21 protein-coding genes are annotated in these 20,283 nt (G+C 61.3%); 7 read left to right on the forward strand and 14 right to left on the reverse strand.

The genetic code is table 11. The features are described 5' to 3' along the window. Positions 1 to 70: 70 nt before the first annotated feature. From coaA to hisB, 9 genes are all read right to left on the reverse strand, one after another. Positions 71 to 1,066, reverse strand: a complete 996-nt coding sequence (gene coaA / locus HX898_RS14700; protein ID WP_003544165.1) for a type I pantothenate kinase — start codon at positions 1,064 to 1,066, stop codon at positions 71 to 73. Then, a complete protein-coding gene (locus HX898_RS14705) occupies positions 1,063 to 1,386 on the reverse strand; it encodes a phosphoribosyl-ATP diphosphatase (protein WP_017962659.1) in 324 nt (107 codons plus the stop codon). Before HX898_RS14705 ends, coaA begins: the two co-directional genes overlap by 4 nt. 17 nt (positions 1,387 to 1,403) lie before the next feature. Beyond that, positions 1,404 to 2,192, reverse strand: a complete 789-nt coding sequence (gene hisF, locus HX898_RS14710) for an imidazole glycerol phosphate synthase subunit HisF (RefSeq protein WP_138389317.1) — start codon at positions 2,190 to 2,192, stop codon at positions 1,404 to 1,406. Continuing rightward, entirely contained in the window at positions 2,193 to 2,939 is a 747-nt protein-coding gene (gene hisA, locus HX898_RS14715; protein ID WP_138389316.1) for a 1-(5-phosphoribosyl)-5-[(5-phosphoribosylamino)methylideneamino]imidazole-4-carboxamide isomerase, read from the reverse strand. Positions 2,940 to 2,945: 6 nt separating this feature from the next. Continuing rightward, a complete protein-coding gene (locus HX898_RS14720) occupies positions 2,946 to 3,503 on the reverse strand; it encodes a hypothetical protein (RefSeq protein ID WP_138389315.1) in 558 nt (185 codons plus the stop codon). Then, positions 3,500 to 3,682: a hypothetical protein gene (locus HX898_RS14725; protein WP_029768237.1), complete on the reverse strand. Its 183-nt coding sequence runs from the start codon at positions 3,680 to 3,682 to the stop codon at positions 3,500 to 3,502. Before HX898_RS14725 ends, HX898_RS14720 begins: the two co-directional genes overlap by 4 nt. Before the next feature lie 141 nt (positions 3,683 to 3,823). Then, entirely contained in the window at positions 3,824 to 4,474 is a 651-nt protein-coding gene (hisH, locus tag HX898_RS14730) for an imidazole glycerol phosphate synthase subunit HisH (protein ID WP_029874585.1), read from the reverse strand. A gap of 2 nt (positions 4,475 to 4,476) precedes the next feature. Further along, positions 4,477 to 4,962 (reverse strand): DUF2628 domain-containing protein, encoded by a 486-nt coding sequence (locus tag HX898_RS14735; RefSeq protein ID WP_180194967.1) that lies wholly within the window; start codon positions 4,960 to 4,962, stop codon positions 4,477 to 4,479. Positions 4,963 to 4,984: 22 nt separating this feature from the next. Next, positions 4,985 to 5,593, reverse strand: a complete 609-nt coding sequence (hisB, locus tag HX898_RS14740; protein WP_003544176.1) for an imidazoleglycerol-phosphate dehydratase HisB — start codon at positions 5,591 to 5,593, stop codon at positions 4,985 to 4,987. A gap of 156 nt (positions 5,594 to 5,749) precedes the next feature. Here hisB and hslV point away from each other — a divergent pair, with 156 nt between their 5' ends. The 6 genes from hslV to HX898_RS14770 all read left to right on the forward strand — a co-directional run bounded on the left by hslV (position 5,750) and on the right by HX898_RS14770 (position 12,934). Then, the gene (gene hslV / locus HX898_RS14745) at positions 5,750 to 6,277 is read left to right on the forward strand and encodes an ATP-dependent protease subunit HslV (protein ID WP_017962666.1); all 528 of its coding nucleotides are present in this window, start codon (positions 5,750 to 5,752) and stop codon (positions 6,275 to 6,277) included. Beyond that, a complete protein-coding gene (locus tag HX898_RS14750; RefSeq protein WP_180194968.1) occupies positions 6,264 to 6,776 on the forward strand; it encodes a GNAT family N-acetyltransferase in 513 nt (170 codons plus the stop codon). The genes hslV and HX898_RS14750 overlap by 14 nt, the downstream gene beginning before the upstream one ends. After that, complete coding sequence (hslU, locus tag HX898_RS14755) at positions 6,773 to 8,080, forward strand: ATP-dependent protease ATPase subunit HslU (protein WP_011649875.1); 1,308 nt, start codon at positions 6,773 to 6,775, stop codon at positions 8,078 to 8,080. The genes HX898_RS14750 and hslU overlap by 4 nt, the downstream gene beginning before the upstream one ends. Positions 8,081 to 8,267: 187 nt before the next feature. Further along, entirely contained in the window at positions 8,268 to 9,215 is a 948-nt protein-coding gene (locus HX898_RS14760; RefSeq protein ID WP_138389312.1) for a DUF1402 family protein, read from the forward strand. A gap of 48 nt (positions 9,216 to 9,263) precedes the next feature. Further along, positions 9,264 to 10,676, forward strand: a complete 1,413-nt coding sequence (locus HX898_RS14765) for a cytochrome P450 (protein ID WP_180194969.1) — start codon at positions 9,264 to 9,266, stop codon at positions 10,674 to 10,676. 86 nt (positions 10,677 to 10,762) lie between these two features. Continuing rightward, positions 10,763 to 12,934 carry a malate synthase G gene (locus HX898_RS14770; protein WP_180194970.1) on the forward strand — a complete coding sequence of 724 codons (2,172 nt, stop codon included), beginning with the start codon at positions 10,763 to 10,765 and terminating at the stop codon, positions 12,932 to 12,934. 69 nt (positions 12,935 to 13,003) lie between these two features. Here the strand turns inward: HX898_RS14770 and HX898_RS14775 are convergent, their stop codons facing one another. After that, positions 13,004 to 13,687 (reverse strand): L,D-transpeptidase, encoded by a 684-nt coding sequence (locus HX898_RS14775; protein ID WP_003544194.1) that lies wholly within the window; start codon positions 13,685 to 13,687, stop codon positions 13,004 to 13,006. Between the two features lie 179 nt (positions 13,688 to 13,866). Between HX898_RS14775 and HX898_RS14780 the strand changes: the two genes are divergently transcribed. Continuing rightward, a complete protein-coding gene (locus tag HX898_RS14780) occupies positions 13,867 to 14,361 on the forward strand; it encodes an MmcB family DNA repair protein (RefSeq protein ID WP_138389310.1) in 495 nt (164 codons plus the stop codon). A 23-nt stretch (positions 14,362 to 14,384) separates the two neighbouring features. Here HX898_RS14780 and HX898_RS14785 read toward each other — a convergent pair whose 3' ends face one another. From HX898_RS14785 to HX898_RS14800, 4 genes are all read right to left on the reverse strand, one after another. Further along, a complete protein-coding gene (locus HX898_RS14785; RefSeq protein WP_138389309.1) occupies positions 14,385 to 14,963 on the reverse strand; it encodes an ActR/PrrA/RegA family redox response regulator transcription factor in 579 nt (192 codons plus the stop codon). 68 nt (positions 14,964 to 15,031) lie between these two features. Further along, entirely contained in the window at positions 15,032 to 16,360 is a 1,329-nt protein-coding gene (locus HX898_RS14790) for an ActS/PrrB/RegB family redox-sensitive histidine kinase (protein WP_180194971.1), read from the reverse strand. Positions 16,361 to 16,382: 22 nt separating this feature from the next. Beyond that, positions 16,383 to 18,848 (reverse strand): ATP-dependent helicase HrpB, encoded by a 2,466-nt coding sequence (hrpB, locus tag HX898_RS14795; protein ID WP_180194972.1) that lies wholly within the window; start codon positions 18,846 to 18,848, stop codon positions 16,383 to 16,385. Further along, positions 18,845 to 19,792 (reverse strand): ornithine cyclodeaminase family protein, encoded by a 948-nt coding sequence (locus HX898_RS14800; RefSeq protein WP_180194973.1) that lies wholly within the window; start codon positions 19,790 to 19,792, stop codon positions 18,845 to 18,847. Before HX898_RS14800 ends, hrpB begins: the two co-directional genes overlap by 4 nt. Positions 19,793 to 20,283: the final 491 nt, after the last annotated feature.

A 20,283-nucleotide genomic window follows, 5' to 3' on the forward strand; every position in this document is an offset into this window, starting at 1 on the left:
TTGCGTAAAAACAAAGCGATAGAGCGTTTCCGTGATTCGGAGAAAAACGGAAAGGCTCTAACGACCGCTGCTATAGTTTTCGCAGCGCGACCTGTTCGATCAGGTGATCCTTGCCCTTTTTCAGGATGAGATCGGCGCGTGGACGCGTCGGCAGAATGTTCTGCCGCAGGTTCTTCAGGTTGATGTTTGCCCAAAGATCCTCGGCGATTTCGAGCGCTTCCGCGTCGCTGATCGAGGCATAGCGATGGAAATAGGAATTCGGATCGCGGAAGGCGGTCTCGCGTAGCCGCATGAAGCGCGTGACATACCAGTTGTGGATCTCGTCTTCGGCGGCATCGATATAGATCGAGAAGTCGAAGAAGTCGGAGACCATCGGCACGATCTTGCCGCCGGCAGGCAGGTCGCGCGATTGCAGCACATTGATGCCCTCGAAGATCAGGATGTCCGGCCGGTCGACGATCTTGTATTCGTCCGGCAGCACGTCGTAGACGAGGTGCGAATAGCTGGGCGCCTTCACATCCGGCCGCCCGGCCTTGATCGCCGAGAGGAAGCGCAGGATTGCACCCGTGTCGTAGCTTTCCGGAAAGCCCTTGCGCTGCATCAGCTTTTCTCGCTGCAGCACGGCGTTGGGGTGGAGGAAACCGTCGGTGGTGACGAGATCGACCTTCGGGCTGGAAGGCCAGCGCCCCAGGAGTTCCTTGAGGATACGGGCGGTGGTCGACTTTCCCACCGCGACCGAGCCGGCGATGCCGATGACGAAGGGCGTTTTCGTCACATCAGACAGGCTGAGGAAGCGGTTGCGCTGTTCAAACAGCATCTGCGAGGATTCGACATGTGCCGAGAGCAGCCGCGACAGCGACAGATAGATGCGCCGGACCTCGTCGAGATCGATTGGATCGCCCATCGAACGCAGCCGTTTGACCTCGTCGCTCGTCAGCGTCAACGGCGTGTCGGCGCGGAATTTCGCCCATTGTTCGGAAGAGAAGAAGTGGTAGGGCGAATAGGATTCCGACTGGAAGTGATCCAACGTTTCCGGCACCCCGATAATCTCAGTCGCGATACTCATGAACTCTGCCGGCTGGCCTTTTCCTTGAGGCCGGACTGCGCGGTTCTGCGCTCGAGCTCGGCCATGACATTCTCTAACGGTATTTCAGCAATCTTCAATACGACCAATAGGTGATAGAGCACATCGGCAGCCTCATAGGTCAGATTGTCGCGGTCGCCGGTCACCGCCGCCATCACGGCTTCGATCGCCTCTTCACCGAGCTTCTTTGCCGCTTTCGGCTGGCCGGCGGCCACGAGCTTGGCTGTCCAGGATTGCTCCGGCGAAGCTTTCGATCGTTCTGCGACAATGCTTTCGAGATCGGAAAGGGAAAATCCGCTCATAGGTCCGCTTTCAAGGTTCAGTCGAGACGCATGTCGATGCCGCACTTCGACATATAGTGCTTCGCCTCGCTGACGGAATAGGTGCCGAAGTGGAAGATCGACGCGGCAAGCACCGCATTGGCATGGCCCTCCTTCACCCCGGCGACGAGATCGTCGAGATCGCCGACGCCGCCGGAGGCGATCACCGGCACACGCACCGCATCGGCGATCGCTCGCGTCAGTTCCAGATCGTAGCCGACCTTGGTGCCGTCACGGTCCATCGAGGTGACCAAGAGCTCGCCGGCGCCGCGCGCCACCATCTTCTGGGCGAATTCGATGGCATCGATGCCGGTCGCGTTGCGGCCGCCATGGGTATAGATTTCCCAGGCGCTGAGATTGTCGCCGCCGACCGCCTGCGTGCGCCGGCGTTTGGCATCGATCGAAACAACGATGCACTGGTCGCCGAACTTGTCGGCTGCCTCAGTGACGAAGTCGGGATTGCTGACGGCTGCCGAATTGATCGAGACCTTGTCGGCACCGCACAGCAACAGCTTGCGGATATCGGCGATGGTGCGCACCCCGCCGCCGACCGTCAGCGGCATGAAGCATTGGTCGGCCGTGCGAGACACGACATCGAAGATCGTCTCGCGATTGTCAGAGGAAGCGGTGATGTCGAGGAAGCAGAGTTCGTCCGCGCCGGCCGCATCATAGGCCTTCGCGGCTTCGACGGGATCGCCGGCATCGACGAGATTGAGGAAGTTGACGCCCTTGACGACACGGCCGTCCTTGACGTCGAGGCAGGGAATGACACGGGCCTTGAGGGTCATTTATGCGGTCTCCTTGGCCCGGGCCGCCTTGATCAGCGCCAGCGCTTCCTTGGGATCGATACGACCGTCATAAAGCGCACGGCCTGAAATCGCCCCTTCCAGCTTCCGCGCATCGGGCTCCAGCATGCGGCGGATATCGTCGAGAGAGGCAAGGCCGCCCGAGGCGATGACGGGAATGGAAATGGCGTCGGCAAGTTCCAGCGTCGAACTCCAGTTGATGCCGGCCAGAATGCCGTCACGGTCGATATCGGTGTAGATGATCGCGGCGACGCCGGCGCCCTCGAATTTCCTGGCGAGCTCGATGATACCGAGTTCGGAGGCCTCCGCCCAACCCTCGACGGCCACCTTGCCGCCCTTGGCATCGATGCCGACGGCGACACGATCAGGAAATTTCCGGCAGGCCTCGATGACCAGCGCCGGATTTCTGACCGCGACGGTGCCGAGAATGACGCGCCGCAGCCCGCGCGACAGCCAGGCCTCGATATGATCGAGGGTGCGAATGCCGCCGCCGAGTTGCACGGGATTGTCCGTTGCCTTCAAGATCGCTTCGACGGCATCGCCATTGGCCGAATGTCCCGCAAAAGCGCCGTCGAGATCAACCACATGCAGCCATTCGAAACCCTGATCTTCGAAGGATCTCGCCTGGGCGGCCGGATCGGTGTTGTAGACCGTCGCCTGCTGCATGTCGCCGAGCTTCAGGCGGACGCATTGGCCGCCTTTCAGGTCGATCGCGGGAAAAAGGATCATGTCGTCTTACATCCGTAGAGTGGTCGGTACCATCAGCGCATTCCACGCATCTACGATATCCGATTGGAAAAAGACAGCGGCAATGGCCGCAGCGCCGAAAAGCAGAAGGAGGAGCAGGGTGACGGCAAAGCCGGCCCGGACCTGTCGCCAGAAGCCCAGGCGCCTCTTGATCGATTTCTCGATGCTTCGTACCTGGCGCAATGCATCGCTGTTGACGGCAGTCAGCCGGATCTGCGGCTCCATCGCCTCGACATAGGTTTCGGCATAACTCGAAAGGATCTGCGAGGCGCGGTCGCGCAGCGTGTTGCGCAGGTCGGTCGAGAGATAATTGCTGTTGACGGCGGCAAGCTCGGCCTCATCGGGCGAACGGCCGGCATTTCGCTTGCGATGGCTGAGAACGAAATCGCGCTTTTGCCGCTCGTAGAGTGCGTAGGCGAGCAGGCCGATCAGATCGTCCTCACCTTCGATATAGAATTCCAGCACGGCCTCGGCGATATCGCCGGCGCTGACCCCGTTTTGCCGCCGGCTCGAACCGTCGTTTGCGGGGAAAGATTCATGGATCATCGGTCCAGCCTTTCTTTCAGCGCCTTGGCTGCATTGGAAAGCGCCTTCCTGTGGATGGCTTCGTCGACACGGCGGATGATCGTGCCGCCGGGAAGCTTGATATCAGAAAAGGGGGGCAAGCCCTCCCTGGAGGGCCGCAACGTGTAGAACACCTTGCCTGATTTCCGTGAAGCCGGCATCGAGCGCACTCCTGTTCCGCCGTTTCCATACAAGGGAAATAAGGCGGCTGTATTAAAAGCCAGCCCTTGGAGAAATTCCAGCAAAACCGTGTAGCCGCTTTGCTTCGGGATTGCGTGAACAATGCTTGACGGGTTCGGGCTCTACGGGTTCCAGCGTAGAAAATTGGCGATCAGGGCCAGGCCGAGCTTCTGGCTCTTTTCCGGGTGAAACTGCGCTCCGACCATGTTGTCGCGCCCGACAAAAGCGGTCATCGGACCGCCATAGTCGGCCGTCGCAATAACATCCTCGGCGTTTTCGGCGGCAAGATGGTAGGAATGCACAAAATAGGCGTGCAGTCCCTGCGACCCCGTCGGAATTCCTTCGAATAGCGGATGTTCGCGTTTCAGGTCGAGCGTGTTCCAGCCGATCTGCGGGATCTTGAGTGCCGGATCATCCGGCGTCATCTCGACGACGTTACCGGGAATCCAGCCGAAACCGTGCGTCACGGTCTTCTCGAGGCCGCGCGAGGACATGAGCTGCATGCCGACGCAGATGCCGAGGAACGGCCGCGCCTTCTTCTCGACAGCCTCGATCAGCACCTCGGCCATATCAGGCACGGCATCGAGGCCGCGCCGGCAATCGGCATAGGCGCCGACGCCAGGAAGCACGATACGATCGGCCGCGGCAACATCCTCCGCCCTGTCGGTGAGATCGATATGGGCATCGATGCCAGCTTCGTGGGCGGCGCGCTCGAAAGCCTTGGTCGCCGAGCGTAGGTTACCGGAGCCATAGTCGATAATCGCGACGCGCATCGTCAGCGTCCTCCATCAAAACCAAAGAGACCAAGCGATGTGTCATGGCCGTGCTGGCTGTTCGGACGGGCCTTGCTCTGCCAGTCCGGTGCCGCGGTGTCGTCACTAACTGCGATAGCCGTCTTGTCCGAAAAATAGACCTGCTCAGCAATGCCGATCGTATCGGCCGCAATGAATGCGTCTTCGTTCCAGCCCTTGGCAGCAAGGTTGCGGACACGGAAATTCTGGCCCTCGAGACCGACCAGCATATTCACGCCCAGCAGGATTGCCGCTCCCGCCGGCCCGAGGCCGGGTTCGTCCATCAGCGCACCACCAATCCCCTGCAGCAGAAAGGCCGCGGCCGCATGCAGCCAAAGCCGATGCGCCAGCAGCCAAACCCATGGAAACAGGAAGCCGAGCAGCGTGAAGCCATCACGGATGGTTCGCGTCTCATCGGCCGTGGCGCTCGTGCCGCCGGGCGGTGTCAGGAAGATATAGCTGGATGTCATTGCCGCCGCTCCCTTGAAGGGCTCAGACCAGCGTGCCCTTGGTCGAGGGAACACGGCCCGCCTGTCTCGGATCGATCTCTGTCGCCGTGCGCAACGCGCGGGCAACGGCCTTGAAGCATGTCTCGGCAATATGGTGATTGTTGGCGCCATAATGGTTGAGAATATGCAAGGTGATGCCGGCATTCTGGGCGAGTGCATGGAAGAATTCGCGAACGAGCTCGGTGTCGAAAGTGCCGATCTTCGGCGCACTGAAGGCGACATTCCAGACGAGGAACGGCCGGCCGGAAAGATCGACCGCAGCCTTGGTCATCGTCTCGTCCATGGCGAGATCGATCGAAGCGTAGCGGGTGATCCCGCGCCGGTCGCCGAGTGCCTTGGAGATCGCCTGGCCGATGGCGATGCCGGTATCTTCGACCGTATGATGGTCGTCGATATGCAGGTCGCCCTTGGCATCGATCTCCATGTCGATGAGGGAATGTCGCGAAAGCTGGTCGAGCATATGGTCGAAGAAGCCGACGCCCGTCGAGATCGTCGATTTGCCGGTGCCGTCGAGATTGACGGAAACGGAAATCGAGGTTTCGTTGGTCTTGCGGGAAACGCTGCCCGTGCGGCTTGCTGCGGTCTCGGCCATATGGCCCTCCATCGGGAATAAGGCCGTTCCTTATCAGGCGCATCGGGAAATATCCAGAAGCCGGGCAAGAGAAAAGCCGGCCCATTTGCAATCCGCTCCGGCCCACTTACATAGGGCTCAACAGGGCCGGCATGCGGCCCGGCAGACAGGTGTTTTATGACAACAATCATTACAGTTCGAAAAGGCGGCAAGGTGGTGATGGCGGGCGACGGCCAGGTGAGCCTCGGCCAGACCGTCATGAAGGGCAATGCCCGCAAGGTGCGCCGCATCGGCAAGGGCGAAGTCGTCGCCGGTTTTGCCGGCGCCACCGCCGATGCCTTCACCTTGCTCGAAAGGCTCGAAAAGAAGCTGGAGCAATATCCCGGTCAATTGATGCGTGCCGCCGTCGAGCTCGCCAAGGACTGGCGCACCGACAAATACCTGCGCAATCTCGAAGCCATGATGCTCGTCGCCGACAAGTCGATCACGCTGGCGATCACCGGCAATGGCGACGTTCTGGAACCGGAGCATGGCACGACGGCGATCGGTTCCGGCGGCAATTTTGCCCTCGCGGCCGCGCTCGCGCTTATGGATACCGACAAATCGGCTGAGGAGATCGCTCGCCGCGCTCTCGATATCGCCGCCGACATCTGCGTCTACACGAACCACAACGTCGTGGTGGAATCGCTGGATGCCGAAGGCTGAACCCTATGCCTTCCGGCCGCTTGCCGCGGTTGACCTGCCGCTCCTCGCCAAATGGCTGGAAAGCCGGCACGTCAGGCGCTGGTGGAGCGATCCGGCCAAGGCGCTGGCTTCGATGGAAAAGCATATCGATGCGGCCTCCGTCTCGTGCTTCATCGTCACGCTGAATGGAAAGGACTTCGCCTTTATCCAGGCGGCCGATCTCGACGACGAGAACGATGAAGCGCTCGCCGGTCAGCCGAAGGGCACCTACGGCATCGACCAGTTCATTGGCATCGAGGAACTCGCGGGCAAAGGTCATGGACCGGCCTTTATGATAGGGTTCTGCGATATGCTCTTTGCAAAGGGCGCGCAGCGGATCCTGGTCGATCCGCATCCTGACAATGCATTCGCAATCAGAGCCTATACCAAGGCGGGCTTTCAAGGACTTGGCGAAACAACGACTAATTACGGCCGGGCGCTGTTGATGGCCCTGGACCGCCAGGAGAATGATACGCAATGACCACTTTTTCCCCCCGCGAGATCGTTTCAGAGCTCGATCGCTACATCATCGGCCAGCATGATGCCAAACGCGCCGTTGCGATTGCGCTGCGCAATCGCTGGCGCCGCCAGCAGCTCGATCCGAGCCTGCGAGACGAAGTCATGCCGAAGAACATCCTGATGATCGGCCCGACCGGCGTCGGCAAGACGGAAATCTCCCGCCGCCTGGCAAAACTCGCAGGCGCGCCCTTTATCAAGGTGGAAGCCACCAAGTTTACCGAAGTCGGCTATGTCGGCCGCGATGTCGAGCAGATCATCCGCGACCTCGTCGAGGTCGGCATCGGCCTGGTGCGCGAGAAGAAGCGGGCCGAGGTACAGGCCAAGGCGCATGTGAGCGCCGAGGAGCGCGTTCTCGATGCGCTGGTCGGCACCACGGCATCGCCTGCCACGCGCGAAAACTTCCGCAAGAAGCTCCGGGACGGCGAACTCGACGACAAGGAAATCGATATCGAGGTGGCCGATGCCGGTTCCGGCATGGGTGGCTTCGAAATTCCCGGCATGCCGGGCGCCAATATCGGCGTGCTGAACCTGTCGGAAATGTTCGGCAAGGCGATGGGCGGCCGCACCAAGAAGGTCCGCACCACTGTCAAGGCCTCGTATAGTGACCTGATCCGCGACGAATCCGACAAGCTGATCGACAACGAAGTGATCCAGCGCGAAGCCGTTCGCTCCACCGAGAATGACGGTATCGTCTTTCTCGACGAAATCGACAAGATCGCCGCCCGCGACGGTGGCATGGGCGCCGGCGTTTCGCGCGAAGGCGTCCAGCGCGACCTCTTGCCGCTCGTCGAAGGCACAACGGTCTCGACCAAATACGGGCCGGTCAAGACCGACCATATCCTGTTCATCGCCTCCGGCGCCTTCCATGTCTCCAAGCCTTCGGATCTTCTGCCGGAATTGCAGGGCCGCCTGCCAATCCGCGTCGAATTGCGTCCGCTGAACAAGGATGATTTCCGCCGGATCCTGACCGAGACGGAAGCGAGCCTCATCCGCCAGTACCGCGCTCTGATGGAGACGGAAAGCCTGAGCCTCGAATTCACCGACGACGCAATCGACGCGCTTGCCGATGTCGCCGTGCATCTGAACTCCTCCGTCGAGAATATCGGCGCACGCCGTCTGCAGACGGTGATGGAGCGGGTGCTGGACGATATTTCCTACAACGCGCCGGATCGGGGCGGGACGGCCGTGACGATCGATGCCGCCTATGTGCGCGAACATGTCGGCGATCTCGCGCAGAATACCGATCTCTCGCGCTTCATTCTGTGATATCGGCGCACCGCTTCATGTCTTTCCCGGCATGAATGACGGATTGTGACGAATGCGACTCTCGACAACGGGCCTTTTACTTTCTAGTTAAGGCCCGTTTTGTTTCCGCTCGGCTTTATTCGGCCAAGATTCTGGTCCAGGCAGCCGCATCACAAACAGGACGATGGAACGGACGGGATAACGGATCGTGCGACGCCTTTTGACAAGCCTTATGATTGCCGTTGCCCTGGTGAATTCGGCGCCGGCCTTCGCAATGCAGACGGTGCCGGCGGGCAATCGTCACGCCGAGCAGCCCGATATTCCAGGCGCTTCCATCCGGCGCACCAAGGGCACCAAGAGCAGCTTCGATCTGAAATACGAAAAGGTTCATGAGCTTCTGGCGACCGATCGCGAGCTGATGAGCAAGATCCGCAAGATCTCCAGCGCTTACGGCATCAATCCGATCCATGTCGTCGGCGCGATCGTCGGCGAACACACCTATAATGTCGATGCCTACGACCGGCTGCAGGCCTATTATGTCAAGGCTGCCTCCTATGCCGGAGAAAGCTTCCGCTTCGCTTATGATGGGGAAAGCGTCGACGAGTTCGTGGCGCGGCCGCAATTTTCTGAATGCAAGGGCAAGAGCGATTCCTACACGCTCTGGTCCTGTCGCGAAGATGTCTGGGAAACCGATTTCCGCGGCAAGACGGTGGGTGGCACGAGCTTTCCTAACAACCGTTTCAGCGCGGTTTTCTTCCAGCCCTTTTATGCCGGCCAGACCTTCGGCCTCGGCCAGGTCAATCCGCTGACGGCGCTGATGCTTTCCGATCTTGTGACCCGCGTGTCCGGCTATCCGAAGCTGAACGAGAAGAATGCCGGCGCCGTCTACAGGGCCATCATGGATCCCGATATCTCGCTCGCCTTCGTCGCGGCCTCGATCCGCAGGTCGATCGACGATTACAAGGAGATCGCCGGCATGGATATCTCGGGCAATCCCGGCCTGACGGCGACGCTCTATAATGTCGGCAATTCGCGCCAGCGCGCCGCAGCACTTGCTGCGAAAAACCGCGGCGCCGGTGCGGCGGTCTGGCCGGAAGAGAATTATTACGGCTGGCTGATCAACGACAAGCTGGACGAACTCAAGGGCCTGCTCTAGCTTCAAGCTTGCCGGGAAGGCCTAGATCTTCCCCGAAAGGCTTTTACGATGGACATGCGTCCGGACCCCTTCGTCCCGCCAGCACCGCTGCCGCGTACCGTGCCGCCGAGCCGGCTGGAAATCATTCGCATCATCCTGCGCAATCCGCTCGAACTCTGGGGCGAGCCGTCCTACACGCTGCCGTGGATCCGCACCAATTTCTTCGGCCAGAGGACGCTGATCGTCAATGATCCCGGCCTGATCAAGCACGTGCTTGTTGATAATGCCAATAATTACCGCATGTCGGATGTGCGCCAGCTCGTCCTGCGTCCGATCCTCCGCGACGGCCTTCTGACCGCCGAAGGTCCTGTCTGGAAAAGATCGCGCAAGGCGGTGGCGCCTATTTTCACGCCCCGCCATGCCCAAGGCTTCGCCGGGCAGATGCTGCGCCAGTCCGAAGATTATGCCCGCAAATATGAGGGCGCAGGCGAGGCAGGCGCAATTTTCGATATCAGCACCGATATGACCGAGCTGACCTTCGCGATTCTGGCTGACACATTGTTCTCCGGCGAAATCGTCACATCGAGCGGCCATTTCGCCGACGACGTCAATGAACTCCTGCATCGCATGGGCCGCGTCGATCCGATGGATCTGATGCGCGCTCCCTCCTGGGTTCCACGTGTGACACGCATCGGCGGTCAGAAAGTGCTGGAGAAATTCCGAGCCATCGTGCGCAACACGATGGATATGCGGCTTGCAAAGATGAAGGCAGACCGCAGCAGCGCGCCCGAGGATTTCCTGACCCTGCTCCTGGAGCAGGCCGGCCCCGACGGGCTGACCAAAGAAGAGATCGAAGACAATATCCTGACCTTCATCGGCGCGGGGCATGAAACCACAGCCCGGGCATTGGCCTGGACGCTGTATTGCGTATCGAACAGCCCGCATATCCGCGAGGGGATGGAGGAAGAAATCGACGCGGTGCTCGCCACCGGGGCCAAACCTGTGGAATGGCTGGATATGATGCCGCAGACGCGCGCCGCCTTTGAGGAGGCCTTGCGCCTTTATCCGCCGGCGCCATCCATCAATCGCGCCGCCATATCAGATGATTCCTGGACAAGCCCCAAGGGCGAGCGGGTCGAGCTTGAGGCCGGTGTCACGGTGCTCGTCATGCCCTGGACGCTGCATCGCCACGAACTTCACTGGGACAGGCCGCGCGCCTATATCCCCGAACGCTTCCTGCCGGAAAATCGCGGCTCTATCGGCCGCTTTCAGTTCCTGCCTTTCGGCGCTGGCCCGCGTGTCTGCATCGGCGCAACCTTTGCACTTCAGGAGGCAGTGATCGCGCTTGCTGTCCTGATGCATCGTTATCGCTTCGATTCCACCGATCAGACCAACCCTTGGCCAGTGCAGAAGCTGACGACGCAGCCGCAGAATGGACTGCCGATGCGCGTGACGCCGCGCACAATTTCCACGAAGGCATAAATCTTTCGAATTATTGCAGAATTGACTATGAATGAAAGCCGGGCAAAGTGGCAGCATTCAAAAGTCGTTGCCAGGGAGAATGTCGCATGAGCCGCGTTGATAAGAACGGTCTTGCCATCGAAACCGTCCTTCATGATTTCCTCGTCAAGGAGGTGCTGCCGGGTCTGGCGGTCGATGCGGACAAGTTCTTTGCCGATTTTTCGGCGATCATCCACGACCTCGCCCCGAAAAATCGTGCGCTGCTGGCAAAACGCGACGAACTGCAGGTAAAGATCGACGACTGGTATCGTCGGCATGGCGCCCCGGCGGATATGGACGAATACCAGTCCTTCCTCCGCGAAATCGGCTATCTGCTGCCGGAGGGATCGGACTTCCACGTTTCGACCGACAATGTCGATCCGGAAATCGCCTCGATCGCCGGCCCGCAGCTCGTCGTTCCCGTGATGAACGCCCGTTACGCCTTGAACGCCGCCAATGCCCGCTGGGGCTCGCTCTATGATGCGCTCTACGGCACGGACGCCATTCCCGAGAGCGATGGCGCCGAGAAGGGTAAGGGCTACAATCCGAAGCGCGGCGAGAAGGTCATCGCCTGGGTGCGCGATTTCCTCGATACATCAGCGCCGCTGCAGGACTGCCGCTGGAAGGACGTCGGAAGCTTCGCCGTCAAGGATGGCGCGCTGGTCGTCAGATCGATCGATGGCGAGCAGGCCATGCTGACGGACGGCAAGCGTTTTGCCGGCTATCGCGGCGATCCCGCCGCTCCCACGCATATTCTCCTGAAGAACAATGGCATTCACATTGAAATCGTCATCGATGCGGCGACGACGATCGGGAAAGCCGATCCGGCTGATATTTCCGATGTCTGGCTGGAATCGGCAATCACGACGATCATGGACTGCGAGGATTCGATTGCCGCTGTCGATGCCGAGGACAAGGTCGTCGTCTATCGCAACTGGCTCGGCCTGATGAAGGGCGACCTGCAGGAAGAGGTGGCAAAGGGCGGAACGAGCTTCATCCGCAAGCTCAACCCGGATCTGCAATATGCTGGCCCGGATGGTGCCGCCTTCGAGCTGCACCGCCGCTCGCTGATGCTGGTGCGCAATGTCGGCCACCTCATGACCAACCCGGCGATCCTCGACCGCGACGGCAACGAGGTGCCTGAAGGCATCATGGATGCTGTGATCACCGGCCTGATCGCGCTTTATGATATTGGTCCCTCCGGCCGGCGGAAGAATTCCCGCACCGGCTCCATGTATGTGGTCAAGCCGAAGATGCATGGGCCGGAAGAGGTGGCCTTCGCCGTCGAAATCTTCTCGCGTGTCGAAGATGCGCTTGGCCTACCGCGCAACACCATCAAGATGGGCATCATGGATGAGGAGCGCCGCACGACCGTCAACCTCAAGGAATGCATCCGTGCTGCCCGCGAGCGCGTCGTCTTCATCAATACCGGCTTCCTCGATCGGACCGGCGACGAGATCCACACCTCGATGGAAGCCGGCCCGATGATTCGCAAGGGCGACATGCGCCAGGCGGCCTGGATTTCCGCTTATGAGAACTGGAACGTCGACATCGGCCTCGAATGCGGCTTGTCCGGCCACGCCCAGATCGGCAAGGGCATGTGGGCGATGCCGGATCTGATGGCGGCAATGCTCGAACAGAAGATCGCCCACCCGAAGGCCGGTGCCAACACCGCCTGGGTGCCATCGCCGACGGCCGCGACCCTGCATGCCACCCATTATCACCGGGTCAATGTCGCCCGTGTTCAGCAGGGGCTGAAGGATCGCGCCCGCGCCAAACTCTCCGATATTCTCTCCGTGCCGGTCGCGGTGCGGCCGAACTGGACGCCGGAGGAAATCCAGCGCGAGCTCGACAACAATGCTCAGGGCATCCTCGGCTACGTCGTGCGCTGGGTCGATCAGGGCGTCGGCTGCTCGAAGGTGCCCGACATCAACAATGTCGGCTTGATGGAAGATCGCGCCACACTGCGCATTTCGGCCCAGCACATGGCGAACTGGCTGCATCACAAGGTCGTCACCGAAGCTCAGATCATCGAGACGATGAGGCGCATGGCCGCCGTCGTCGACCGGCAGAATGCGTCTGATCCCGCCTACCGGCCGATGGCCGACAATTTTGACGATTCGGTCGCCTTCCGGGCCGCCCTCGACCTCGTCCTGAAGGGTAGGGAACAGCCGAATGGTTATACCGAGCCGGTGCTTCACCGCCGCCGCCTCGAGCTCAAGGCGAAGCAGACTGCCTGACGGAGAATACGAAAAGGCCGCCGGAACGATAGTTCGGCGGCCTTTTTTATACCGAATTGGATAATTAGCTTACTGAATGACGACGACCTTGGACGTGCCCTTGCCCGGGCGGACGCGGCTGTAGAGATCGATGACGTCCTGGTTCATCAGGCGAATGCAGCCCGAGGAAGCGGCGGTGCCGATCGAAGCCCATTCCGGCGTGCCGTGCAGGCGGAAGAGCGTGTCCTTGCCGTCCTCGTTGAAGAGATACATGGCGCGCGCGCCGAGCGGATTGCTGAGACCCGGACCCATGCCGTCCTCGACGTACTTGGCGAGATCAGGCCGACGGACGGCCATTTCCTTAGGAGGGTGCCAATTCGGCCATTCCTGCTTCCAGGCGACGTAGGCGGTGCCGGCCCATGCGAAGCCCTGCTTGCCGACGCCGATGCCGTAGCGCATCGCTTTGCCGTTGGCCAGGATGTAATAGAGGAAGCGCTCGCGCGTGTTGACGATGATCGTTCCGGGACGCTCTGTGGTCTGGTAGCTGACGACCTGACGGCGGAACTGCGGCTTGACCCTGTCGATCGGGATCGCCGGCAGGGAGTATCCGGCATCCTTCGTCAGGCCGTAGGCGTCATTGAAGATCTGTGCCGTCTGAACCGTCGGGCCTGCGCCCTTGTTGTCGACGGATGCGCTGTCTGAGGTCGTCGAGCAACCGGCCAGAGCGAGTGTCGCCAGCAGGCCAAATACAGGGAATGCATTGCGGATGCGCATGGATGACTCTTGAAGTTTTGGGGCAAGGAGAATGGTCTTTCGACCATCGTTGATTATGGTTTATTTTCGATTAACTTGCGCTTTGCAAGGCTACTGCAGCGCGACAAATTCGTCTGCCGCGCAAATTAGAAGCGCATGGTTTTTTTGCAACAACACGCCAGCCCCCGCGATGGTTATCCATGACGATTTTGAGCGTTTACAATAACAATCCGTTAATCGATGGCCGGCAATCGGACAGGGCCATGATGGTGCGGCGCGGAACGCAGATATTGCTGCATGAAATGCGCCACGCCGTGCTGCCCGAACTGCCGCTGGCCAGCGGTCGCCGCGCCGATCTGATCACGCTTTCGGAAAAGGGCGAGGTCTGGATCATCGAAATCAAGACCTCGATCGAAGATTTCAGGGTGGATCGCAAATGGCCGGAATACAGGCTGCATTGCGACCGCCTGTTCTTCGCGACTCACCAGGATGTGCCGTTGGAGATCTTTCCCGAGGAATGCGGACTGTTCCTGTCGGATGGCTATGGCGCCCATATGATTCGCGAGGCGCCGGAACACCGCATGGCGCCGGCCACGCGCAAATCCGTCACGCTCAACTTCTCGCGTGCCGCCGCGCAAAGGCTGATGATGGCCGAATGGTCGAACGGAAAACCGTTCACTGTGGACGACGTCTAATTATAAACGCGCGACGTGCTCGTCTATTTCGGCGCGCGTTTGGCAAGGATACGCTGCAGCGTCCGCCGGTGCATGTTGAGCCGGCGCGCCGTTTCGGAAACATTTCGCTCGCACATTTCATAGACCCGCTGGATGTGCTCCCAGCGCACCCGGTCGGCCGACATCGGATTTTCGGGAAGCTCGGCCTTTTCACCCGGCCGCTGCGTCAGCGCCGAAAACACGTCGTCGGCATCCGCAGGCTTTGCGAGGTAGTCGACGGCGCCGAGCTTCACGGCCGTGACCGCCGTTGCGATATTGCCGTAGCCGGTCAGCACGATGATCCTGGTGTCGTCGCGCCGCTGGCGGATCGCCTCGATGACGTCGAGCCCATTGCCGTCGCCGAGCCGAAGGTCGACCACCGCATATTTCGGCGGCCGGCCTTTCGATTTCGCAACGCCCTCCGCCACTGATTCGGCCGTTTCCACCTGGAAGCCGCGTGTCTCCATCGCCCGCGCCAGGCGGCGCAGAAACGGCCCGTCGTCGTCGACGATCAGCAGGCTGGCGTCGGGACCGATATGGTCTTCGTTCGACGCGGCGAAATTGTCATGATTCTGTTCTGTCATCGTCTCTGTCCCGACGGTTGAACGCCCGATCTGCGTCAACCGCTTATATCCTGTTTATGCCGACAAAGTCATTTTGTCGAATTTGCGTCGATCAGCATGCGCGGCCATTCGATCCGGATACGCGCGCCCGCATTTTCCGGATCGCGGTTCTCAAAAATCAGCGATGCGCCGGAGCGCTCCAGCAGCGTCTTGGCGATGAAAAGCCCGAGCCCGAGGCCGCCTGCCGTATCCTCCTTCTGCCGCTTCGTCACATAGGGCTCGCCGATCCGCGTCAAAATATCGGGGGCATAACCGTTGCCGTCGTCCTCGATGACGATCAGCACTTTGTCGTGATCGTGCTCGACAGTAACGATCACTTTCTCCCGCGCATAATCGACGGCATTTTCGATCAGGTTGCCGAGCCCATACATGATGCCGGCATTGCGGTCGGTGACCGGCTCGCCCTTGCGCGGGCTCTTTTCGATGAGCTCGAGAGCGATACCGAATTCCCGGTGCGGAGCGACGATCTCCTCGATCATCGACGAAAGCGGCAGGCGGCGCATATGCGCCTCGCCTTCGGAGGAAAGCGTCGTCAGCCGCCGCAGGATGTCGCGGCAGCGTTCGCTCTGGCTGCGCAGCAGCATCACATCCTCGCGGAAACGATCGTCATCCTTAAGCTCCCGCTCCATTTCCTTGGCGACGACGCTGATCGTCGCAAGCGGTGTGCCGAGTTCATGGGCGGCCGCCGCAGCCAGCCCGTCGAGCTGCGACAGGTGCTTTTCCCGCTGCAGCACCAGTTCGGTCGCAGCCAGCGCATCGGCAAGCTGGCTCGCTTCCATCGAGACCCGATAGGCATAGAAAGCGGCGAATGCCATGGTCGATGCGATCGAGCACCAGACACCGAACTGCATGACGTTGTGCACGTTGATCTCGACGCCGTCGAACCAAGGCAGCGGAAAGGGCGAAAAGGCAAGCACCGTGATGCAGACCATCGCAACGCCGATCAGCGCGGTGCTGTAGCGAATCGGCTGCGAGGCAAAGGAGATGATGACCGGCACGCAGACGAGCGCTGCGAAGGGATTGGCAAGGCCGCCGGTGATGAAGAGCAGCGCGCAGAGCTGCAAAAGGTCGAAGCCGAGCAGCGCAAAGGCGGCAGGCGGTTCCAGCCGATGCGTCGGCGGATAACGGATCGTCAGGTAGAAATTCACCCAGGCAAGGGCGGCGATCAGCGAAGAACTGGCAACCAGAGGTAAGGGAAATTTCAGCCAGAAGGCAACGATGAAAACCGTCAGCGCCTGTCCGCCGACGGCAAGCCAGCGTAGCCGCACCAGCGTCTGCAGGCGCAGCCTGCGGCTGTTGTGCCGGTCCTCCAGCGTATAGCCTTCCGTCTTGTCGATCATGCCAGGCTTGTCGATCATGCCGAGGGCTCCTTGAATGGCCTCATGTACCACGCGGTTTTGCCCGTGTCGTTGGCAACGCATCCTCCGGCCGCTCCGGCCACGGATGCCGGGGATAGCGCCCGCGCATATCGGCACGCACATCCCTCCACGAGCCGGCCCAGAAGCCCGGCAGGTCGCGTGTCGTCTGGATCGGCCGGTGCGCCGGCGAGGTGAGTTCGAGCAACAGCGGCAGGCGGCCACCGGCGATGGCCGGATGCTGCTTCAGTCCAAACAGCTCCTGCACGCGGATCGTCAGCACCGGCTCCTCGCCCTCATATTGGATCGGATGCCTTTGGCCGGTCGGCGCTTCGAAATGGGTGGGCGCAAGCCGGCTAAGGTCGCGCTGCAATTCGTGCGGTACCAGCGACATCAGTCCGTTCGAAAGCCCGGCTATGGAAATCTCGGAAAGGCCGCGGGCCTCGGTCTGAAAGGGTGCGAACCAGTCGTCCAGCCGGGAAAGCAGGGCATCATCGCCGACATCGGGCCAGGGCTCGCCGATCGTCCTGTAAAGGAATCCGATCCGCTCGCGAAGCTGCACGGCCTCTTTCGAGAAGGCAAGCTGATCGAGCCCGAGCTCGCGCACTCCCTCCACCAGTGCCTGGGTGACTGCTGCCCCGGAAGGGCGCGGCAAGGGCGTCTCTTCGAAGACGATCGCGCCGAGCCGGGTTGCTCGCCGCGCCCGGATTTGCCGGCTCTGGCGGTCGAAGAATATCTGGTCACCGGTTTTGATCTCACCGGGCAACTCGGCTTCGATGTCGCCGCGTGTCACCTCGGCTGCCGCCAGAACCCGCGCCTGTGCCGCCCGTCCGGTCAGGTCGGCGATCACCAGCATCTGGCTGCCGGCCAGCCTCTCGGTTTCCGGCAGCTCTGCTCCGCGCCCGTTCGCCATCACGAACCGGCCGCGTCCGCCGCGCTGAAGTGCGATTCGATCCGGGAACGCATGCAGCAGCAATTGGCCGGCCAGCGCCGGCGCTGTTGCGGCAACCCTGTCGAGGCCGCTCGCCAGCCGCCCCGCCAGCCGCCGCGAGGCCTGTGCTCTCTCGCTCCGCTCGGCCTTGAAGCGTCGCAGCCGCTCCTCGATATCGACACTCGTTCCGCCAAGCCCCTGTTCGGTGAGAAGCACGGCGATCATCGCCGCATCCCGGGCGTGTCCCGTTTCTCCCGCCGAGACGACCATGGCGGCAAGCCGCGGCGGCAAAGCGAGATCGCGCATTACCTTGCCGCGCGCTGTCAGCGCTCCGTCCTTGTCGAGCGCGCCAAGCTGGCCAAGCAGCACCCGCGCTTCCCTCAGCGTCGTTTCCGGTGGCTGATCGACGAAGGCAAGGGATGCCGGATCTTGAACGCCCCAATGCGCGAGGTCGAGCACCAGTCCCGAAAGATCGCTGGAAAGGATCTGCGGCGGCGTGAAGGCCGGCAATGCCGCGGTCTGTCCCTGGTGCCACAGCCTGACGGCGATACCCGGCTCCGTTCGTCCGGCACGGCCGGCCCGCTGATCGGCGGAAGCCCGCGACACCCGCACCGTCTCCAGCCGCGTGATCCCGGTCGACGCCTCGAACACCGGCAGACGCTGCAAGCCGCTGTCGATCACGATCCTGACACCGTCGATGGTGATCGATGTTTCGGCGATCGATGTCGCAAGTACGATCTTGCGCATCCCCTGGGATGCCGGTCGGATCGCCGCATCCTGCTCCTTCTGGCTGAGATTGCCGTAAAGCGGCGCAATCAGTGTTTCGGCTCCGAATCGTCCCTGCAGGCGTTCGACGGTCCGGGTGATTTCCGCCTGGCCGGGCAGGAAGGCGAGGATCGAGCCGGCCTCGTTGGCATGGGCATCGAGTATAGCTCGCGTCACGGCATCCTCGATACGTTCGCCGCCCGGCCGATCCTGGTAACGGATATCGATCGGAAAGCTGCGCCCCAGGCTTTCGATAACAGGTGGATGGTCGAGCAGGGCGGCCACGCGTTCGACGTCGAGGGTCGCCGACATCACCAGGATGCGCAGATCGTCGCGCAGCGCCGACTGGACGTCGAGCGCCAGAGCGAGTCCGAAGTCTGCGTCCAGCGAACGCTCGTGGAACTCGTCGAAGATCACCACCGAGACGCCGTTCAGTTCCGGATCGTCGAGGATCATCCGGGCGAAAACCCCTTCGGTCACGACCTCGATCCGTGTCGCTGCCGATATCCTGTTGTCGAGGCGCATGCGGTAGCCGACCGTCTCGCCGACCTGTTCGCCGATGAGCGATGCCATCCGGCTTGCCGCTGCCCGCGCCGCCAGCCGCCGTGGCTCCAGCAGGATGATTTTGCCGTTGCCGCGCCAGGCCTTGTCGAGCAGGTAAAGTGGCACCAGCGTCGTCTTTCCGGCGCCGGGCGGGGCGGAAAGAACGGCGCGTTTTTGCTTTTCCAGCGCGGCAGCGACGGCCGGCAGGACATGTGAAACCGGAAGCTCCGGCAAGGATGCACTGATTGTCACTTTTGGCCCGTCACTGTCTCATAGGCAAGGATGGCGCCGGCGAGATCCTCCAACGCCGCACCCACCGACTTGAACAGCGTGATTTCTGCGTCATGGCTTCGTCCGCCATGGGCGCCGCTGACGAGTTCCGCAAGCTCAGCCCGGATGTCGCCCTCCTTCAGCACGCCGCTTTTCAGCGGCTGGACGATATCGCCTGCCTCGGCGGTGGCGCCGGCGCGGGTGTCGACATAAACGGAGGCACGGCGGATGGCCTCGTCGTCGCTTTCGCGCATGCTCGGCTTGAAGGCGCCGACGAGATCGAGATGGGCACCGGGCTTCAGCCATTCGCCTGATATCAGCGGTGCGCTGGAAAGCGTCGCGCAGGAAATGATGTCGGCTGTCCGCGCTGCGGCTTCGACATCCGCGACCGCCGCGGCATTGAGGCCGAGCGCCCGGGCTTCGGCTGCGATCTTTTCCGCCGCTTGGCCGTTGCGGCCCCAGACCCGGTACCTCTTGATCGGCCGGGTCGTGCCGTGGGCAAGCATCAGGTTGAGCGACAGCCGCCCGGTTCCGCAGACGAGCAACTCTTCCGCGTCGGAGCGGGCGAGATAACGGGCCGCCAGCGCCGATGCTGCCGCCGTCCGCCGCGCCGTCAACTCGCCGCCGTCGATCGCGGCAAGCATTTCCCCGGTAGCGCCGGAGGAAAGAAGATAGGTTCCGAAGATCGCCGGCAGGCCCCGCCGCACATTGCCTGGAAAGACCGAGACCGTCTTCACCCCGGCATAGCGTCCGGGAACCCAGGCCGGCATCAGGAGCAGTGTGGCGCTCTCCTCATCCGGCACCTCCATCTCATGGTGGTGACGCACCGGCATCACGCACTCGCTCTGGAACATGCGGGCGATTGCCTCGATCAGTTCCGGCCAGGGCAAGGCCGCACGCGTCTGTTCTTCATCGAGGACAAGCATTCTTCACTCCGCCGGATCTTTCTTCATCGCCAAACTAGCGAGTGAGGCGTGGCATAGGCAAGCACCCTGGAATTCCGCGTTGGGCGCCCCATATAAGGCTCATCTCCCTCGCCGAAGCCTATCCTTCAGGATTCGGCAAAAACGAATCTCGAAAACCGTCCGATCGGGTGGTGGATTTGCTCGTTTTTGGAGACAGGCGATAAAAGCCCTTCATTTTCAACCTGTTACAAAAATGTCAAAAAACTTTGGTTGGGTGTGTTGACTGTTTCGGTGGGTTAGTTCTATAAGCCCACTCACTGAACGAGGGCGGCGGCGCTGCTGGCGACGAAGTCTTTCGTTCTAAAGAAACTCAAGCGGATTAGCGGATTGCTGGTTTGTGTTCTGGGCGCGAGTTTGGAACGGGTTTTGTCGACGGCTTAGGTTCGTCTGTTATTTGACAATTGAATATAGAGAAGAAAGAGAAACGTGGGCGGCGGAGCTTGCGGGATCTG

Origin of the sequence: Rhizobium sp. WYCCWR 11128 (assembly GCF_013416305.1) — a bacterium.
GTDB classification, from domain to species: Bacteria; Pseudomonadota; Alphaproteobacteria; order Rhizobiales; family Rhizobiaceae; genus Rhizobium; species Rhizobium indicum.